Origin of the sequence: Novipirellula artificiosorum (assembly GCF_007860135.1) — a bacterium.
GTDB classification, from domain to species: domain Bacteria; phylum Planctomycetota; class Planctomycetia; order Pirellulales; family Pirellulaceae; genus Novipirellula_A; species Novipirellula_A artificiosorum.
This window is the reverse complement of the sequence record NZ_SJPV01000019.1, coordinates 17,485-39,779: the sequence shown is the minus strand read 5'-3', so window position 1 is coordinate 39,779 and position 22,295 is coordinate 17,485. Positions and strand designations below refer to the sequence as shown.

Sequence of the window (22,295 nt, the reverse complement as noted above, 5' to 3'; positions counted from 1 at the left end):
CCGATGGCAGTCTGTACGTGTCCGGTGGTGCCGGACGGAATCAGCTTTACCGAATTGACTCACAATCGAGTGAGCCGACGGCGTTGGCCACGGGTTCCACGCCCATCTATGAATTGGCGTTCGATGCGGCAGGACAGCTTTGGGCATCCACGGGCGGCCAAGGGCTGTTGCAGCTCGATCCGGCTACCGGTGCGGTGCTGGATGAAATCTCTTCCGGCATCGCTTTGGGGATCGCCGCAATTCCTGGCGAAACGGCACTTTATGTTTCGACAACCTCTGGCATCAGTCGCTTCGACACCGCCTCGCGGAAACTGACACCGTTCAGCGACATTCGCGTCGATGCGATGGCGGTCGCCGCGGATGGAACACTGTACGGGACCGCCTGGCCATCGGGTGGCCAAATCTTGCGATTCAACTTCCGCGGCAGGGCTGAGCGCATTGCCACGGTCGACGGCGGCGCAGAATCGTTGGCGTTCGGTTCGCCGGGATCACTCCTCGAAGGAGCGTTGATCGTAGGACACGAAAAGAACGGCCGTGTTTCGATCGTCGATCCCCTTTCCCTGCGGCAAACCACAATCGCAACCAGCGGAAGCGGACGCGTTGAAGGGATCGAACCGCTCAGCGGCGACCGATTCCTGGTCACACAAGGCGGGCAAGTCGATGTCTTCTTCTCTGTCGCGGCACCTCGCGTGATCGAAACGATTATCCAAGATGGCAACAACCGTGCTTCGCTTGTATTCGATGTCTCACTCAACGCTACCGATACCGCAAAACCTGCCAGTGCAACACGTCCGACCAACTATAAGATTCTTAACAAAGAAACGGGGCAAGACGTTTCCATCGGCGCAGTGCGTTACGATGCCGGTTCACGAACGAGCGAATTGCTGTTCGAGTCCTTACCACCTGCGGAATATGAATTGACCGTCGCACCATCGATCGAAAGCGAACAAGGAGTCCCGATCGGCGGCAGCGGTTTCTCGACGACCTTCCGAATATTTGAAGACGTTTCGATCTCGACAGAGGTTTCGTACGAGAACACGCGAATCAATCGCGCCGACGGAACGCTGTTGTTTGATGTTGTTATCAGCAACACCGCCGACTTCGATATCGCGGGGCCAATCAACATTCTCTTCAACGGGCTTGGTGACGACTCCGTCGTCTTCTTCGGAAACAATGGCGCACCTGCGGATGCCAACGGATTCCAGCTGATGGTGGATGGAGCGGTGTTGGCAGCACGTACTTCCGCAGTCGCTCAAACCATCACGATCGCTAATCCAAATTTACTGGATCTGAACTTTGATCCCATTGTCTTGGCAACGTTGCCCCCGAATGAATTGCCGTTGTTCCTTTCTTCGCCCGTGACAACTGCCGCAGTCGGTGGCCAGTATGATTACGTTGCCGAAGCGGAAGATCCCGACGGTGCGAATCTCCGCTATGTGCTGACGGATGCGCCTGAAGGAGCCAAGGTCAATTCCGAGACCGGCGCGATCGAATGGATGCCGTTGAAGCGAAACAGTCCCGTCGCTCAGTTTGAACTGCGTGCCTATGACGCTCGTGGTGCCTACCGCCGACAAACATGGACCGTTGATGTGTCGGGAGCCAACCGTGCTCCGATCCTTGCGCCAGTCGGGGACCGATTTGCGACCGAAGGCGATTTTATCGAAATACCCGTCAGTGCGTTTGATCCGGATGGCGATGACCTCTTCTACTTTGCCGATCATTTACCGCCGGGCGCGGTGTTCGACCACCTCGGACAGGCACTGCGTTGGCGACCGGGTGGCGATGATGCGGGCGAGTATGAAAACGTGACGCTGATCGCCAGTGATGGCTTCGTCGAATCCAGCGTCTCGTTCGATATCGTGATCGCCAACAACAATGTGCCGCCAACGATCTCCCCCGTCGCCGATCGGACGATCAACGAAGGCGACGCGATCGCGTTCCGCTTGTTTGCCGAAGACGAAGATGGCGATGCGATTCGATACCTGTCGCCTAATTTGCCGCCCGGTGCATTCTTGGATCCGAACACCGGATCCTTCGAGTGGACGCCAGGCTTTGATCAACATGGCGTGTTCGAGTTGACGTTCTTTGCCGATGACGGTACATCGCTTGCCCAAGTGGCGACAACGTTAACGGTCAACAACCTCAACGGCCCCGTAGCGTTCCCTTCGATTGATGACTTTACCATCTTCGAAGGCCAAACATTGTCGGTGCGAGTTGCCGCGTTCGACCCCGAATTCCCCGTCGCTCCGACGGATCCCTTGTCGACAAGCGAAGATTTCTTCATCGACTTCGAAGCGTTTTTGCCTAATCTGGTTTACACTCACGATGCGCTGCCACCGGATGCAACTTACGATGCCGAGCGGCAAGTCTTTTTGTGGACGCCGTCTTTTGATGCAACAGGGGATAAGAATACCGAGCGATTCGAGATTCGCTTTACCGCAACCGACGATGGCGATGGGACGGGAACACCCAGCAGTGACACGGTGACATTGGCGATCAACGTCCGCGATGCCAACTTCCGCCCCGAGATCACCACGATTGAGAATAAGATCGTCCCCGTTGGCGCAACGCTTGAGATTCCGATTGTCGCCACAGATCCCGATGGTGGGCCGATTACACTCAATGTGAAGATCGGTCAAGCCGCTGGGTTGCCTTCATGGGCGACGTTTGTCGATAACGGCGACGGAACCGGAATGCTTTCGGTGGCTCCCGAACCCGGTCATCGCGGCGATTACCTCGTGACGGTTTCGGCGAAAGAGACGATCGGTGAATTACCACTTTCGGAATCGGTCCAATTCATTCTGCAAGCGACCAGTGACAACGAACCGCCGGTGTTTGATCCGGTGTTTGATTCGGTTGCTTTGGTCGGGCAACCGTTCACGTTGACACTCAACGTCAAGGATGCTGACCAAGATGACTTGACGTTCACGACCAGTACGTTACCCAGTAACGCGGCGTTTGCGGAGCCCGATTTCTATGGGCGAGCGATCTTTAGCTGGACGCCCACGGCTGCGGACATTGGCGAAACAACGATCTCGTTCCATGTGGCCGACAGTGGCAACGACGGCGCGGGCGATGTACTGACCGATTCGCAAACCGTCAAACTGACCGTTCGCAATAACAACGTGCGGCCAGACTTGAGTCCGATCGGCGCCCAAACGATCGCCGAAGGACAAACGCTGACGATTGCCGCAGAAGCGACCGATGCCGACAGCGATACCGTTTTCTTTTCGGCATCATTGGTTCAAGGAGCATCGACGGGAAGTCTGCCCACAGGGGTCCATTTTGATCCCGCCACGGGTGTCTTTGATTGGACGCCGTCGGCAACGCAAGCGGGTACGTACCGCATTCGCATCACAGCGTCCGATGGAGCTGGATCGCGCAGTGAAGATGTGTTGATCACAGTGACCAACACGAACCAAACGCCTGTCTTTAGCACGTTGCCACGACTGTTTGGCCGCGAAGGAGACCAGTTGGTATTCAGTGTCAACGCAGGTGATGCCGATGGCGAGCCGCTTGTTTATGGGTACAGCGGTGATTCGGTTTCGGGATTCAGCTTTGACCCACAAACACGAACCGTGATATGGGATATCGATTATGACTCGGCCGGTGACTATGTGCTGCCGTTCATCGTGACGGACCCCAGCGGTGCGAGCGACTCACTCGATATCGAAGTGCAAGTGCTCAACACGAATCGGTCACCAAAGATCGAAGCACCCCAGCTTCGTAATGCACAAATCGGCGAGACGTTCACTTTGACGGTACCCGCCAGTGATCCCGATGGTGATGCGGTCACGTTGTTGGCTCGTGATTTGCCCGAGGGCGCGACGTTGAACATCGTCGGAACCGACAACGTGCTGCAGTGGACGCCGCAAAGCTTCCAGACAGGCACTTACACCGTGCGACTGACCGCCACGGACGGAGCGTTGGAAACTCAGCGAGCATTGACACTCATCGCATCACTTGATCCGGTCTCACCCAAGTTGCGAATTGTCACCACGCCAAGCTTCCCGGCCACACCAGGCCAATCGATCCTCATCGAACCCATCGCCGATAGCGATGTAGCGATTGGTGAAGCGACCTTGACGGTCGATGGTGAACCGATTGTGCTGGACGGACTCGGTCAAGGTCGCTTCGTTGCGGACTCGCCCGGTCGTTACGAAGCCGTCGCCACGGTGACGGATATCGAAGGACGCACGACGACCACGACACAAACGATCTTGGTACGCAACCCGTCTGATCGTGAAGCCCCGATTGTCACCATCACCGCTCTCACCCCGCCGATTGTTACGGAGCCAACCGAAGTTGACATTGAAATCAGCGACGATGGACTGGCAGATTTTGTCATTGAATTCATCTCTGTTGGCGGATCGGCTGCCACAGTACTGAAAACCGGAACCGCTGCAGTTTGTGAACATGTCACACTTGATCCCGCCTTATTCGCTAACGGGTTCTATACGCTCAAGGTCACCGCCCGCGACTTTGGTGGGTTGGAAACCGTCGAAACCAGTCGTATCGAAATCAATTCCGCGGACAAGACGGGGTCGCGTTTCGAGTCGGTCAACGAAATGACGGTCACGCTTGGCGGGATCGAGTTGCCGATCACCCGGATCGCCGATTCACTATCGATGACCGCCGCTGATTCCGACTTTGGTGACTCATGGTCATGGCCGCTTGTGTCACCCAACATCGCGATCACTGAAACGAACGGGGATGCATTTGCCGCATGGACCGACAGCACGCGGATCTACTTGACGCTACCAACAGGCGAGCGAGTTGGCTTCACGTTCACGCCGGAAGCCACCAACGTCACCAGCGGTTTTGAGACCTTCGCCCCTGCTTGGACCGCCGACGAGGATATCGGCTGGACACTCGAAAGCTTTGACGCAAGTTTGCGCAAAGCTGGCAACGGCTATTTTGTCATTGGCAGCGGGTTGCCATACGAAACCTCCGTTGCTCGCGATAACCAAGCGGCCTTCACGCTCGTTTCCCCCGCTGGAATCCGTCACGAGATCTCGAAAACGGTACCTGACACCTTTTCAGTGACGCCGAACAATTTTTCGGTGACGCGGATCGGTGATTTGCGGGTGACGGACAGTGCGATCATCGCGGCGGATGGTTCGCGATTGACGATCGTGCGTGATGGCGAGCGACGTGTGTCCGAACTCGTTGGCCCAAACAACCAACACGTCGTCTATCGTTATAACGCAGCGGGCCAGATGTCGGCGGCGATCGATGCCGCCAGCGGCGACCGGTCGTTCTACAGCTACGATGCAAACGGCCAATTGCGAGACACCGCTCCGCATCTTGGCGGAACGAGAACGCTGTTTGCCAATCCAATCAGCGGCACGCTTGGCAGCACTGCTAACCGCTACGCATTCACCGTGACCGAAGGCGAACTGCGCACCAGTCCCACCGGCGCGATCACCCTTGGCGTGGAAGTGACATCGAGCGAATTCAACCCAACGCCCGCGTCACTGGAGAGCGAACTCGCCGGATTCGAGTTCAGCGAAGAGGGCCGCAGCGTTTCCCAATTAGCGATCTCCAAGCCTGGCACCTATGTGATGCAGATCGGCGGTGATGGCAGTGGCGACTACACCGCCGATGTTTTCCTGGTCGGCGACGTCGATGGCGATGCCGAGGTTGATGCGGATGATGTGACCGCGTTCGATGCAGCACTCATCACCTACAACAACGCCGCCGACTTCGACGGCGACGGCGACGTGGACGCCACCGACCGTGAGGGTTTGACGACGATGTCTGGCTTTGTTGCCAATCAAAGCCCACAATACTCGGCTAGCGAGATCAAGCTGTTTGATGGCTTGGCAACGGTCGTCGATTTAGGCGAAGTTGCGTCTGATCCCGAAGGAGATACCCTTCTTGTTCGGGCGGTATCGACAGAGGTTGACGTCGAGGTATTAGGAAGCAGTTTCTATCGGCTGTTGGCTAACTCAGACGCGATCATTGACGTGACCATCGACGATGGACTGCTCGTCGCTTCGAGTACTTCTCAGCCCATCGCGGTCATCGACGATGCAATCGCTCGCATCGAAATCGTCAACCGTGATGAGTTTCTGACCACTGGCGGGACGAGTCAATTGTTCGTTGTCGGCTACACGGCTGATGGCGAGCAACAGTCGCTTCCGGACGGCGCGGTCCAATACGGTAGCAGCGATCCGTCAATCGTCTCGGTAACCGATCGTGGTTTGATGATCGCCGGTGCCGGTGGTTCGGTCGCCGTATCGGTCACAGCATTCGGTTTGACAGCGGCAACGGCGGTGAGCGTAAACGGCCGAGACACTCGCGAACTCGATTTCTTTCCTGATTCCTACGCTCTGTCAGTCGGGGAGTCGCGTCAATTGATCGTTCGCGAGCGGCTCGAGGAAAGCGTGATGCAAATCAGTGCCGCGGAGAATGGGACTCGCTATTTCGTCGGCGATCCGGAGCTGCTGAGCGTTTCAGACGATGGTGAATTAGTAGCGACGGGGATCGGTCAAACCGAGGTCACGATTGTTCAGCGTGGTCAATCGCAAGTGATCCCGATCACGATCAACGAGGTGCAGTCCGGCGTGGTGACGATCGATGAGAACGGTGGGCTGATCAGCGATGGTGGATCGATCACGGTGGGTGTTCCGCCCGGAGCTTATGACACACCGATTGATCTGTCCGTTACCGCATTGGCGGAAACCGATTTGCCTTACAATTTGCCGACGCACTGGAACTTTGGCGGCGGACTGATGATCGACTACGGCAACGATTTGGCCAAGTATCCGCTTAGCGTTTCGATGCCTGCGCCGGCAGATAAATCGCCGGGCGACCTGATGTATTTGTTCCAACCGGTTGACGTGACACTGGCTGACGGGCGTGTTTTGTCTTCGTGGGAAATTGTCGATTCGTTGGTCGTTGGTGACGACGGCATAGCTCACACCACATCGCCGCCCAACTTGGGTGTCGGTGCACGGACGCGGATCAGCTTTGGCAGACATTCGAAACCTTCGGTTGCGGGAGCTGCGTTCTTGGCCTCCCCGTCCTTGCTGACATTCGCATTCGCGCGGGCGGACCAGAATTCTCGCGCGAAGAGCAATCCAGCGGTAGTCAGTATTGGCGATATTTCGGGTGGCAGTGGCGAAGATCTATATTTCGGAGCCGGTGACTTACTGGGCGACTACTACGTTCCTTTAGTCCCCGATTTCAAAATCAAGGTGGGGGTTTTGTCGGCTGGGGAACAGGAACTTGAACTGTTGTCGGTAACGGAGGTTGAGATTGACCCGTCGACCAAGTTGACCGAGATCGCGCTGCCGCTTCGAACGCGCGTCAACCTTGGCACCCTCGCACCGCAGATCACCAAAGGTGAACTGAGGTTTGAAACCGAGGCAGCTGCTTCGGGACCGATCCTTGAGTTGGAAGGAACCTTCCTACTCAAAGCCGATGAAGTGACGCCTCCAGGATCGCTGTTTGGAACCCGCAAGGAAGACTTGTACGTGACCCTCGAAGTGGGAGGTCGCGATACGGTCGAACCGTCGGGTGAACCGCGTATTGTTGGCGGGCGCGATGTTGTCATTGAAGCGGACAACTTATCGATCGTGAACAAAAAGCTGCTGGTGCGGATTCCAAAAGGAGCTTTCGTTGGCGATGCGAATGTAACGGTGACTCGAAAACAAGAGGGAGCACTCGACGGCGTCTACCGTGTCATCGAAGTACCGAGCAATCCAGTCAAACTGTTGGTCCAATCACGCTACGGTTTTGTTCTCAACGGTGCTGAGGGAACGGTGACTGTGCTCAATTTGGAAGCGACCGAAGGCTACGGAATCGATCTAGCTAATAATATCCCCGATCCGCGCGAGTTTGCTCGGATCAAGTTGGGTGTCGGGACCGATCAAGTCGACAAACTGAACCCGGCCAAAAGCGTCATTACTTCGGGTGGCGATCGATTGTACGTGACGTATGACAATGCCGCGATGATTTCGATGATCGACGCGGTTGGCCTGCAAGAAGTCGACATGGTTCCGGACGATCCTAGCGATTCCACAACGACGGGAACGCAAGGCATCCCGCTGCCTCCGGGAGCCCGTCCGTTCGACGTGGCCGTTGACGGAAACGATCGCTATTTGTTCATAACGGATCGAGCCAAAGATGCACTCTATGTCATCGACATCGATCCGTATTCACCGACGTACCATAAGCTCTTGCAAACACTCAGTTTCAATTCCAATGGTGCGGAACTGGTGCGAATGGGGCTGCGCGGATTGGCTGTTTCGGCGGATCGATCGCGTGTATATGTCGCGGCCCCCGGTCGGGATCTGTTCCGCCAAGACACGGGCGAGCCGGGCTATGTGTTTGTTGTGGATCTGTTGTCAATCGCGGATCGTCGCCGTCTGCTGGCTCCGTCCGAAATGGAAAAAAACGAGTCAGACGAGCCAAAAGAACCTGTCTTGGTGGCACCGTTGTCGTTCGAGCCGCGTCCGGATTCGGTGATCGAGTTTGGCCGAACGCCTTACGACATTGCTGCGACCAGCGATCCCAACGTGATGGTCGCAACCGATCGAACAAACGACAAAGAAGGCGTTGGAATCATTCGCCGTTTAGTAAGTCTTGATGGGTTTGTCGAGCATGAAGTTACGCCGATCGATTTAACTCCGTTTGGGCTCGATCCGCGTGAAGGTCGCGGGGTTCAGGCGTTTGGCGTCAGCAATGCGCAAGGCATTGATTTTGTTGCCGAGAACCAGTACATCGACGTGATCGGACCTCATCCATCGTATCTGGTCTTTAGTGCCTACAACGCGGTAACCAGTTCGCTCGACTCGAAAAAGAATCCTGACCTCGCGCCATTTTTCGCCAGCTACATCGGTCCCACGGTTGATCCGGCTGTACCGTTGGTGGTCGATGTCGACGAACCGTTCCTGGGAGCCAACGGCCGGACCTACACGCGAACCGTTCGCCAACGACGCCTATTCCCGGTTGGTGCGGGCAGCAATATCGGCTTTATTCGCAATCCGCTCGGCAGCCCATTCGATCCAGAGCTTCAGCCGCGTTTAGTGGCTGCGACCAATCCGGTTCTCGGTGGTTTTGCGGATGACGTTACCGTTTCGACGCAGGGCTTTGCGTTGGTTCCGATGCAACGCTATGACACCGTGTTTGCCTACAACGTGCCGCAATCCATCGCAGCGATTGAGCTTCATGCCGCTGCCGATCCGCTTGACTTCAACGAGGATCGATCGCCTTACAAGGATGTGCCGGAAACCTTGTCGGCGTTAGTGCGTGGTCCGATGGGCCAGATTCCGATCGATCTAATGTATCCTACCACGCTGATTGCTGCTCATTTCGGGTTTACCGATGGAGACAACAACACGGGCTACGGCGTACCAAATGTCGATCCATTTGGTTTGACTCCGAACAAGTTTGGGCCGATTGATGTTGGCAACCTGCCTCGGGGAATTGAATCGCAACCCAAGCAGACATTGCCGGAACTGGCACTGTTTCCAACACCATATACTTCCGCGCCAACGCTGCAAGCGTTTCCGTCGGAGACACAAACCGTTGAAACCGGCCGTACGACGCAGGCTGAGATTCACAGTGGAGCACTGCACGAAACACATTCGCTCGTCACCTACAAATCTCAGGAAACCGATCGCGGCATCGTGCTGCACTATGATTCCTTGCGGGCCGAACCACGACCGCTAACGTACTTCGGCATCGCAGGACTAGCGGGGGCAGCGGACAACGCAGACGCGAAACTGGTTGTTCGAGCTACCGCGACTTTGGGCCAACAGTCCTACGTCGCAAAATCGAATTATGAGCCCAAGTCCGCCGAGATGGTCGTCGGTTTTCGCGGCGAGGAACACTTCTTTGGGCTGCCAAAAGAACTCGACAAAGACCAAGTCTACGGTGCCGGCTTGCTAATGGATCTGCAAGATGCGGAAACGGGCGTCTATGACTTGTCCTTCGACTTCGGCCTGTTTGGCGAAACCCGCAGCGGCTACGTGGACGGCGATTTTCAATCCGACCGCGAACTGCTGCCGGTGATCAATAGCCGCAAGAGCGAGTTTGGGGCCGGTTGGTCCATCGAAGGACTGAAACGTATTTATCCGGGCGATGGCGGTTTGCTGTTGGTCGATGGCAATGGAACCGAGCAGATTTTTCTCGCACCCTTGGTGCCGACCGAAGCCTACACGCCGGTGTCGCTCGATCGTAGCGTCTTGAAACGCGACGACGACGGGGAATTCGAGCGACGATTGATCGACGGAACTGTTGAAAACTATGATGGTGAAGGGTTACTTCAATCTGTCACCGACCGGCATGGCAACGTTACCGTTTACAGCTACAACGGCACACGCATCACGCAGATTACCGATCCGGTTGGGCTAAAAATCACTTTCAACTACAGCGGTGAGAAAGTCACTTCGATCACCGATCCCGCCGATCGAACGACGCGGTTCACTTACGACGGTGACAACCTTGTCAGCATCACCGATCCGGACGGCAGTAAGCGAACGTTTGAGTATGACGCGAAGGTTCCCAAAGACCGATTGATCGAGCCCTACAAACACTTGATGACCGGACAAGTCCGTAAACGCGGCAACGACTCAACTGAAAAACTGTCGAATCCCTTCGAAGAGACCATCGAGTACAACGATTTTGGGCGCGTGATCGGTGGCGAGAGGATCGACGACGACACCTTCTTGCTGACCCCGGCACAGATGAAAGCGGTATCCACGCTGTCCGACACCAGCGACCCCGACGAGGGGATTGTTGTCGCTGCGCTGCGTGGACCGGCTCCGCAGCAGCAAAGCATCGATCATGCTGCTGCTAAATGCGAGATTGCTCCTGAGAAAGTCAAGGGCTCTGAATTCACGGCGGAAGCAAAGTATACTGATTTCCAGGGCGAAGAAGCGGTCTATCAGATGACCAAGTTCGGCCAATTTGTGCATGTGGATACTGGCACTGCAAACGATCCACAACCCGGACAAACGTTCGGTCGCGGCGAGAATTCTGGTTTGATTGGTGTTCAAGTCGACCAGGTTGGCAATGTTTCATGTCACAGCTACGACGACTTTGGAAACATACTAACAACCACCGACTTTCCGGCAGGTCCGAATAGCACGGCCGCAGCGACGGTCACGTACGTTTATGCCGACTCCGACTTCAAGAGCATTTGGACTTCGCGGACAGACGCAGTTGGCCGAACAACCGTTCGGGCACTCGACGATTCGGGAAATGTGAAAACCGAAACCATTTCGACGACGATTACTCCAGTGCAAGGCAATCCGTCTTCAGCGACCACCTTGTATGAATACTACACATCGGGTTCCGCCGATGGCCTGATGAAGAAGATGACCGATCCGATCGGAATCGTCAGCGAATACCGCTATGACGAATATGGTCGTCTGGAGGAAACGAGTTTCGCCGACGGGAAAGAGATGATCGAGTATACTGATCGAGCGGGCTATTCCGTCCGTTCCACCGACGCGGACGGATTCGTCGTGGAAACACGTTTCAATTCGATGAATCGGTTTGCATCATCGAGCGTCGACATCACCATCGATGGTGTGACCTATACCGAATCAGCAAACTACGACGCGGAAGGAAACTTAGTCGAGGAAACCGACCGAAACGAGAATAAGACGAAGTACGAATACGACGCTTTTGATCGACCAACCAAGCGAATCGAAGCTGCCGACGATTTAGACATCACGACCGAGTTTGCCTACGATTTTGGTGCCATGTCGGTCAACGCGAGTGTGAAGAACGATCCCGACTTCAGCTACAAGTACACCAAAGATGCCCGCGACCACGTCTCGCTATCGGTCACCGACCGGATGGGTAATCTCCGGCAAAACATCGATACGCTCGGTCGCGTAACGACCTATCGATACAACGATGCGTATCAAATGGTCGGCATTGATTTGCCCAATGGCGGATTGATCAAGGTGACACCCGATGGGCGGGGCCGCGAAGTACGCCGCGAAGGTCCGACGACAGAGGTCATGACAACGAGCTACGATGCGGCAAATCGAGCCATATCCGAGACTTTCAAAAACAGTCGAACCGGCGATCAAACGATCACCAATGTCTACAACCTTCATGATGCAATCGCACAAACGACCAACGCAATCGATGTCGTTACGATCATTGAGCATGACGCGGCGGGGAATCCACGGCGAGCGGTTGAGAATGCAACGGGAACGGACAAGCGAATCATCGAACACGACCTTGATGGACGCGGTCGAAGTCATATCTCAACCGTAAACGGATTGGCAGAGTCATCGAAAGAGTACTTCCCGAGCGGACGCATCAAGTCAGCGACCAACGCGGACAATGCAACCACAACTTTCCAATATGACGAATTGGGTCGCTTAGTGGTTCAAATCGATGCGGAGCAAAACGCAACCAACTTTGTCTACGACGGTAACGGAAATCAAGTCGCGGTGGTTGATGGTCGTTCCAAAGGAAACCGTGACAGTGAAGACTTCCGTCAGTCTTTCCAATATGACGCATTGAATCGTCTGGTATCGGAAACGAATCCCAATGGGGATAAGATTCGTTATGAGTACGACAAGATGAGCAATCAAGTTTTGGTGGGCGATCCTAGGTCCACCGATGAGCAGCCGTTGCAGACGATCAATACGTTTGATGCTGCAAATCGGCTCGAAACGGTAACCAATGCCGCCGGACGGAAAACGACGTACGAATATGACGACGGCGGTAATGTTGAACAGATTTCGAGAGAACGATTGACAGCGGATGGAGTGGTGACTGACATCACCAAGCATAAGTTTGACAAGAGTAATCGACGTGAGTGGACGATTGACGCGAATAAACAACGCACCGATTTCAAATATGACGAAATCGGAAACCTGATTGCGTTGACCGATGCCCGTGGCGCAGCCACCCGAACCGAATTCACACACGACAAATTGAACCGAATCGCTAAACAAGTCGCTGCGGCGGGGTCCGGGGCACTCGCGGCAACCACCACAACCACCTACCATCCCTTGGGCATGGTCGAAACCGTGACCGATCCGTTGGGTCAAGTCACGAAAACAACCTTCGATGAGTTGTACTACCCAGAGACGATTACCGTTGGCTACTCGTCGGACAAATCAGCTACCACAACCTACGATTATGATTTTGCTGGAAATTTGCTCTCGGTCACTGACCCGCGCGGCGAGTTCTACACGCAATCATTCGAGTACGACCAGTTAAAGCGTCAAGTCGAAATGACCGCCCCCTCGGGGACGCCCGGCGATCCAAAACCGTTTACGATCATAACGGATTATGACGAAATCGGAAATGTAATTCGCCGTGATGATCCTCGCGGAAACGGGCTCGAAACGTCGATGCGGTATGACAATGCTGGGCGGCTCAAGTTCTCGTATGACCAAATGGGTCAACAAACAGAGTATTTCTATGATGCCGCCGGCAACACGATTCGAGTCGAATCGCCATCGCTCGACGGTGAGAACGCAGCGGTCATGACGATCGAGTACGATACACTAGGATTCCAAAGTGGCGTTTCGGATTCACTTGGGCATACCACCTGTTTTGCAAATGATGATAGTGGCAACGTCATTGTCAGCGTCGATCCACGCAGTGGATTAGAATCTTGCTCGGGCGCACTCGGCCAAACCGAATTTGCGACTCGTATGTACTACGACGGAATCGGCCGTTTGACCGCCGTCGTCGATGCGGAAGGGTATCGAATCGAAAAAGAATACGATGCGCTCGACAACGTCATACGGGAAGTCGATCCGCGAACCTTCGATCCATCGACGCCGGGTGAGTTCTTCACTGAATACGACTATGATGCTCTAGGACATCTGAAAGAACGACGGCAGACCATTGGGGCCGAGGGAAGCGACGAAGTTGCCAAAGAAACGTTCGTGTTCGATAAAGTTGGAAACTTAGAACGATACGAGGATCCGCGCGGCCCAGAATACTACACTGAATACGACTACGATTCGCTGTATTTCCGAACCAGCGAAAGGGTCAATGCAGTTGGCGCAGAGGGGGACTCGACCCTGCTCGAAACAATCACCGAGTACGACGCGGTCGGCAACCTGATTCGCAGCGCGGACCCACGTGGCGAATATCATACAACTCGGTTCGAGTATGACGCGGGAAATCGTCTCGTCAAATCCACTCAGCCCACCGGGAATGAGGATTCGCCTGGGCCGGATGAGGTTCGGCAGTACGTCTTTGACGCAGCTGGAAACCTAACTGCTGAGATTGATCCGCGCGGCGAGTATTACACGTCCAAGATCGAAGTGGACGAACTTGGGCGAATGCGCTCGCAAACCGTTCCTCAGGGATCAGAGGCTTTGCCACAATCTCCGGCTGTCACCACGTATGACTATTTTCCGGGCGGAACCATCGACAAAATCCATCATCCTCGCGAGAACGCGGGCGAGAATGTATTGCCCACCGTCTACACCTATGATTCTGCCGGACGACGATTGTCGATGCGCGATAGCACCAGTGCCCTAACAACTTACGAAATCGACGCGGCAGGGTTAACTTTTCGTATGACCGAAACCGGTGACGAGACCACGTCAACGCGAGTCACCGCGATGGAGTATGACCAGCTTGGGCGACTGAAGAAGACGACGGATCCCGAGAAGTTCGAGACGACCAACGAATATGATGCCGTTGGAAATTTGGTACGGATTGTCGGCCCATTTTCGAACGAGGACGGTGCCTCGGTCACGCAGTTTTCCTATGACGGTCGTTCACTAGTGCGAAGTGAAACCAACGCCGAGAACGAAGTCACCAGTTTCGAATACGATTTGGCTGGAAATCGCATTAAGGTGGGCGATGCTCGCGGTGTTTGGGCTGATACGACTTATGAATACGACGGTGCGAATCGGCTGATAAGTATGTCTCAGCCAACCGGAACGGAGTTCGAACCAGGCGACATTTTGGTGACTCAATTTGTACATGATGGTGTAGGCAACGTGCTCCGCGTGGTCGGTCCCAGGGGTGATTCATTCGCGACGGAAACGGCGTATGACCATCGCGGCAATCCGTTGGAAGTCCGCATGGCATCCGGGCCATCACAAAACCCGTTTTATGAAGTCGACAAATATATGTACGATTTGGCCGGCAATGTCATTCAACACATTGATCCGCGGGGCGAAGCCTACGCCACCAACTATCAAGTCGATGCTGCCGGGCGTCCGCTGACGGCAACTTATGCGGTTCTTGATCCTGCCGGAGCAGACTATGTCACCGAGACATCTACCTATGACGCCGAGGGTAACTTGACTCGGCACGTTGGCATCGGCGGGCCGCAATATGTGACGACCTACGAGTATGACGCGCTCGGACGTCGTATTCTCACCGTCAATCCCATTGCAGAAGAAACCAAATGGTCGTATGACCGCTTCGGTAACGTTCTGACAGTCACCGATGTCTATGGAACAACGACGAATCGTTACGACGGTCTAAATCGTCCCACCGAATCCACGAATCCTGAGGAAGAAACGACGCGATTCGTTTACTCCGCTGGTGGGCTTGAGATGACAACGATTGACGCCCGAGAGAATGCGAGTGAAGGTCACCGTGATCGTCTCGGTCGTCCCATCAAAGCGACTGATGCCACCGGTATTTCTAGTTCTCAGAAGTACGATGCGGCTGGAAACGTGGTGGAAACGATCGATCGAAACGGCAATATCAGTCGATCCACTTTTGACGCTCGGAACCTTCCTTTATCGGTTTCGTACGGTACCGGTACGCCCGACGAAACATCGATGTCGTATGAATACGATGTCCTAGGTCGTTTGACGGCGTCGATCGATCCGCGCGGCGAATACTACCGGACCGAATACCAATACGATGGTCGTGGACGACAAATCGAGACCCGCCGCCGCGCGGGTACTGCCGATTTGGCCGGCATCGGGTCACCCGGTGGAAGCGATGATTGGATTGTTGAGTCAACCGAATACGACGGTGTTGGCAATGTGATTTCCAAGACGCCGGCACAAGGCGAATTCTACAAGTTTGTCAACACGGTCGATGGCCTTGGCCGCGTCTCGAAGATCGAACGTCAAGTCGGCACACCCGATAATCCGCAATTAGTCAGCGAATCGTTTGTCTACAACAATGCCGGCCAAACGACTCAAATTACCGATGCGCTCGGCCACATAATCGATCGCGAATACGATCTTCTGGGGCGAATCAAGAAAGAAGTCGTCCGACGCAGCGGTCAAGATGATTTGGTCAACACGTGGAACTACGTCGACACTGGCGAAGGCTATCGTATCGAACAGTTTGATGAGGCCGGAAACGCCTCGCTCGTATTGGATTACGACAAAGCACAGCGGCTCGTTCGTAGCGAGGAACACTCGGCCGAGACAGAGGAACGCTTTTACGATGAGAATGGAAACCTGGAGCAACTCATCGTTGGAAACGTCGAGCGAAATTACAGTTACAATGCCTTGAATCGACTTGAATCGGAAAACGATGGGAACGGTCACGCCTACAACTATACGTACGATGCCGTTGGGAACCTGAAAACGAAACAGGACGCACGAGACAGCAGACCACTCGAGTATTTCTACGATTCTCTCAATCGCCAGCGTCAAATTGTCGAACCCGATGGCGGCACGACGTTCATGAACTATGACGAAGCCGGGAATTTGACGGAACTTGTCGACGGCGTCGGTAACCAAACCACATTTGTCAACGATGCGATGGGACGCGTTGTTCGCGAGTCGAATGAATTTGGCACACGCACTTATTCCTACGATCCCGCCGGCAACCTCGTGACCGCCAAGGATCGAAACGGCCGGATTATCGAACGACGGTACGATGGAAACAATCGTCCGTTGAGCGAACAATGGCTCACTGACGCCGTGGTCGTCAACGAGTTGACGTTTGCTTACGACGCTTTGGGAAGAATGATTCGGTCCAGCGATGGCGGAAACGTCAACACGTTGCGTTATGCGGATGATGCCAGCGGGCGACTCCTTGGAGCCGGTAACACCGTGTTAGACGCAGAAGAGTTTGAGTACGCATTCACGCAAAATGCCATCGGCCAGCTCACCGCGTTCACGCTAGACTACGCTGATGAAACTGGCATTGTTCAGCAGACCTTCTCGTACAGAGAAAGCGACGATCGGCTGCTTTCGATCTCGCAGTCAGGTTCCTTGGTTACGGATAAACGGATCGAGTTCGATTATCACCAAGGCGTCGTTTCTTATTCACAGATTCAACGATTTACCGAAGACGAACTTGTCGCTACGACGCGGACAACCCTAAATAATCGGCAACTCGTTCAACAGATCCGACACATCGGTGGTGATGACGAAGGCAGCGAACTGGCGCGTTACGACTACACCTACGACGCTGATTCTCGAATCGAGACCGTTACCGATCTATTTGGCCTTTCAACTTTCGCCTATGACGATTCGGGAAGACTCGAATCGGCTACCTATACCGATGCCGGGATGACCGATGAGAGTTTTGCGTTGGACGATGCAGGCAACCGAACGGAGTCCACGGAACACGGCGACGGCTACAGCTATCTATCACAAAACCGTTTAGCGACCAATGGCGAGTACTCTTATACGTACGATGCGGAAGGCAACCTAGAGACGGAAACCGAAATTGCGACGAGCCATGTCACGACCTTCAAGTGGGATCATCGCAATCGATTGGTTGGTGCTGAGACTCGCGATTCGGACGGTGTGTTGGTGGAACGTGTGACACTGACCTATGACGCGTTGGATCGTCGGGTCACGAAGCAAGTGGACCCAGACGGTGATGGGCCGCAACCTGAATCCTGGCGAGCCTACATCTACAACGACCAAGACGTGTTATTGGAAATTTCGGACGACGATGGTTTGGACAACGGCGATCCTCCGCAGATTGATGTGGTCTATTTGCACGGGACTTCCACTGACATGCCTATGGCTCAGGATCGTAGCGGCGAGGTAACATGGCTGCTGCCTGACGTGCAAGGATCGGTCCGGGACATCATCAGCAGTGATGCCGAAGTGCTTGACCATTTGCGATACACCGCGTTCGGTTCCATTGTGTCTCGAACTGACCCAACCGTCTTCAACCGCTACTACCATGTCGGGCGGCCATTTGAAAAAGAACTGGGGTTCTATTACAACCGCGCGCGGTACTACGACTCGAACAACGGCCGATTCATTAGCACCGATCCGTCTGGTTTCTCGGCAGGCGAACCAAATCTGTACCGCTACGGGCTTTCTGATCCGATCAGCTTTTCCGACCCATCGGGGTTGGAAGCGGGGTCGGCAATTACCAATCCGGTTACCCATTCGGTAAGACTCGCGCAAGGCGATGTCAACGACAGCAAGATTAATGCACAGTCCAGTTCGACGTTCCATTTTGATTGGGAAACGTTCGCCAGTGGTGTTGTGCGTGACTCGATAGCGCAAGCTCCGGCAATCGCCATCGCGCTCGGATCGCTCATTACCGGGCCTGTGGGAGTCGGATTTGCTCTTGGTGGTTTGATCACCCAAACCGGTTTTGGACTTGTGACCTTGTACGACGATATTCAAGCGAATCACGATTCCCGGTTCATCGCCATCGATGCTGCGAAGCTTGTCATTGGAGTTGCTGCTGCACGCATCGGAGTGCGCACGGGCACTTATCTGAGTGTGGCCGCGAACGTAACCGATATTGCGGCCAGCTATGCCTACGAACCAAACTTCGATCGCAGGTGGAGTCGCATACAGGGATCGGTGATTGGGCTCGCCGGAGATGGCGTCGGCGGTGCCAGAGCAGGGATTGGTGATGGGGCACGCGGCAATTTTGCAAGCCGAGGGGATCGCGTCAGGAGCGGTATCTCTCACGAATTCGGGCAAATTCGCTCCGAATGGCAGGCAACCGGAAAGCGGATTCAAGGCATCAAATCGGACGTCAAGGATTTCCACAACTATCGCCGCAGCGTGCATCAGCGACGCAGCGAACTGACGCCGGAACAGAACGCGATGTTTGTGGACCGCACGATTGTCGAGCCGCCAATGTATCGATCATCGACATTCAAAACGCTGAGTCGAGTCTCCGATATCCGCCAAGCCGCCATGGTAGGTTGGAATGGAACGCATCAAGGGAATGTACGCTTCGGTGCAAAGACAATTCTAAACGACCGAGGCGCGGGAGTTAACAACAGGGTAGCTCGCGTTGCACAAGACGCTATCGGAGACGGTGTCGTAGCTGCGAGAAATCCTATCGAGGCAATTCTGGCCGATTCACAGTTGGTCTCTGCTTTGACTGACCACAGTCGAATTCTGGGGAATGGTCAATTCGACTCGGTAGGATTCGGAGGTGTCAGAGGAGCACAGAAAAACCTATATCGCTCGGTCAGTGCAATCGATGCGATCACGAGCGAATTTGCAGGCCGCGGATTCACCGCTGACATCAACGGCCGAGCCAATCAGGTGATTCGCTTCAACGCCGAGCAAAACGTGATCTATAAACAAGCGATTCGTGATCTGGTGGATTCCCGGCTACAGCAACCTCTGTTGTCGTATGAGATTCCTGACGCGAACGTGGTCTATCAGGCAGCTGACGTCGTTTATGCAGCATCGTTCCTGAACGAGTTCAACAGTCGTTCCGGTGTTCGAGCAACCAACGACTTCATTTCTGCTCTACCAAACATGATTAAGCAGTCTCGCCAGCAAAGTCTGCTGCGTCAGTACCCAACCGTGGATTCAGTCGCCGCTAGTCCAAGGATTGGACAATCAGCCCTCCAGCAGCACTACGATACATTGACCCGACAAACGAGTCTGCAAAACGATCTGGAGATTCTGATAGCGACAACTTTCCCAACCGACGCGAGTCTCAATCTGCCAAGTTTTGGTGTGTCGAAGACCGTTCGGCAACGATACCAAAGTGCCAAAGCTCTTCGTCAAATCGTTGCCGATCACCCCTACAGTTTGGGTGGCAGCGCGTTTGAACTTGCCGCCGACGGTATTTCATTGTCATTCAATCGACCGTTCCGAAACCTGCCGGACGTGCGGGCACGCGATGTTGCGTTTTTCCAAAGGATGCTGGACAGTCACAGTTGGACCGATATCGCCAAAAGAGCCGACTTCTCACTTGACGTTTATTCAAACGGTCAGAAACAGCTTAATCGCGTGTTTGAAGCGAACGCTTGGCAAAGTTTGAGAGATTTGGCTCACAACCCGATACGGCCCGATTACTCTCCTCACTCACAGATCAGCGGCTCCGCCAATGCACTCGCATCTTTCGTGCTTGACGACGATGCGGTTTTCGCCGCGCTGAAGGGCTTGGGGGTTCCCATTTTCACCGAAACATCGGTGGCAACGTATCGATCGACGCAGCCCAAGACAGCTCCGCGAACCGGCATTCCATTGTTTGCTGAAAACGAGACTGTGGTTGGCACGCAATTCCCCCTTTCCCTCGTCATCAAGACCAAGGTTCCCGCCTCGTCGCAAGGTCGTAGTGCAGGCACGTCGCTACGACCGAGCGGATTCTTGCATTCTGATTCGTCTCCCGGTCTATCGCCATCGATGACTCTGTCGCCAGAGGATGCCAGCTTGTCTCTCCATGCGGCAATCGAATCGTGGAACGAAGTTGGAAATCTGAACATTTTTCCCGCAGTAACGCTTTTGGTTCAGCCGCTTTACGGCACTCAGCTTGGCTATGTTGAACTCGGAGCAACCGATCAAGACGGATTGCCTTCTCGAGCGACCATCGTGATCGATGACGATGGTGCGGGACATGGCTGGTTTATCGATTCCACGCCAAATCAGTCCGAGGAATTCGCTTTCGATGAAAATGGTGCGCTTGTTGCCGTTGACGAGAATGCTGTTGGAAGCTTCGACCTGTTAAGCGTGTTGCAGCACGAGTTGGGACACATATTGGGCTTCTCGCAATCGTTTGACGGTTTCGAGGCCTTGAGTCACGGCGATGGACAAGGACGTCAAGTGATTGACACCGCTGCCGGATCACTGTACCTCGATCCATCCGGCAACGAACTTGACGCACGTCGACATCCCAATCAATTGATGGCGGGCAATTTACAACCAGGTGTTCGCAAGACCATCAGCAGCGCGGAATTCTCCGCGATTGAAATGGCTCAAAGGGCTTCAGAAATTGGTTTCGGATCGTTCGGTGTCGAAGGTCGACTCAACGGTAGCCCCGCCAACGGATTCAAGCCGATCGAAACCGCTTTGTCCACGCAAAGTCAAATTGGAACACTCAACAACACGACGTTTGCGGTAAGCGATCCATCCTCGCAGCAGTTTGGATGGAATGTCGTCGGCGATGTGATGATCGCCGAGGGTGCTGCCACGATCAGCGAAGACGTCGGTATGGTTTCGGATCTGTCGCAGACGTTTGTGATTCCTCAGGGTGTCAACCAACTGACCTTCACACTGGGCGGTATGAACTTGGATGTCGGAAGTGGGGCTCATCCGCCCGAGGCATTTGAAGTCGCACTACTTGATGCAAATACCACCACGTCGCTGCTCGGCGACATGGTAGGCATGGCCGGCGGGGATGCGCTGCTCAATATCCAAGCCGATGGCAACACCTTCTTTGCAGATTCAGTCATCGTGTCTGGTGCGAGCCAAAGCGGTGATCAAGTGGATTTGTCGGCGGAACCGATTGTTGTGACGGTGCCGATTCCTGAGTCGGCAAATGGCAAGACCGCGACGTTGTACTTTGATTTGGTTGGCTTTGGTGAGGACGCCAGTCGCGTTCGCGTGAGTGACATCCAACTCCGTGCCGACGTTGCGGAGGTCAGTTGGCAGAACCCGATCAACCGTTTTGATGTCGATGGCATGAATGGCGTGACGGCTGCCGACGCGCTGGCGATCATCAACGAAATGAGGGCGATCTCGGTTCATGATCCGGTGGACGATTACCGCTTGTTCCCGATTACCGAAACCGTTGGACCGCCGCCATTCTACGACGTCAACGGTGACGGACGATTGACGGCACTCGATGCCTTGCAGGTGATCAATGAACTGAATCAAGAGATCAACTATCCCGTTCAAGCCGAATGGCAGAACCCGAAGTTACGGTTTGACGTGGATGGAAAAGGCGACGTTTCTCCAGCAGACGCCTTGGCGATCATCAATGAGCTGACCGACGCGCGAATTCATAACCGAGCAACGGGCGAATTGCCCAGCATCACCGAGACGGTTCACCCAACGCCCTACCTCGATGTGAACGGCGACGGGAAAGTGTCCGCCGTTGATGTCTTAGAAGTGATCAACGAAATGATGCGCAAGACCAGCGGGGAACCTGAGTCCTATGACCAAGCTCTGCTCGATCTGCTGGGCGGTGCCTAAGGC

General features: G+C 54.6%; 1 protein-coding gene (running past one end of the window). It reads left to right on the top strand.

Translation table 11 applies throughout. The annotated features are described in order from the left end of the window. Positions 1–22,292, top strand: the 3' portion of a protein-coding gene (locus Poly41_RS30330) for a CARDB domain-containing protein (RefSeq protein ID WP_197231861.1). The gene continues 13,459 nt to the left of window position 1, outside the view; 22,292 of the gene's 35,751 nt are visible here — the last part of the coding sequence; its start codon lies beyond the left edge, outside the window; its stop codon occupies positions 22,290–22,292. Positions 22,293–22,295 lie beyond the last annotated feature (3 nt).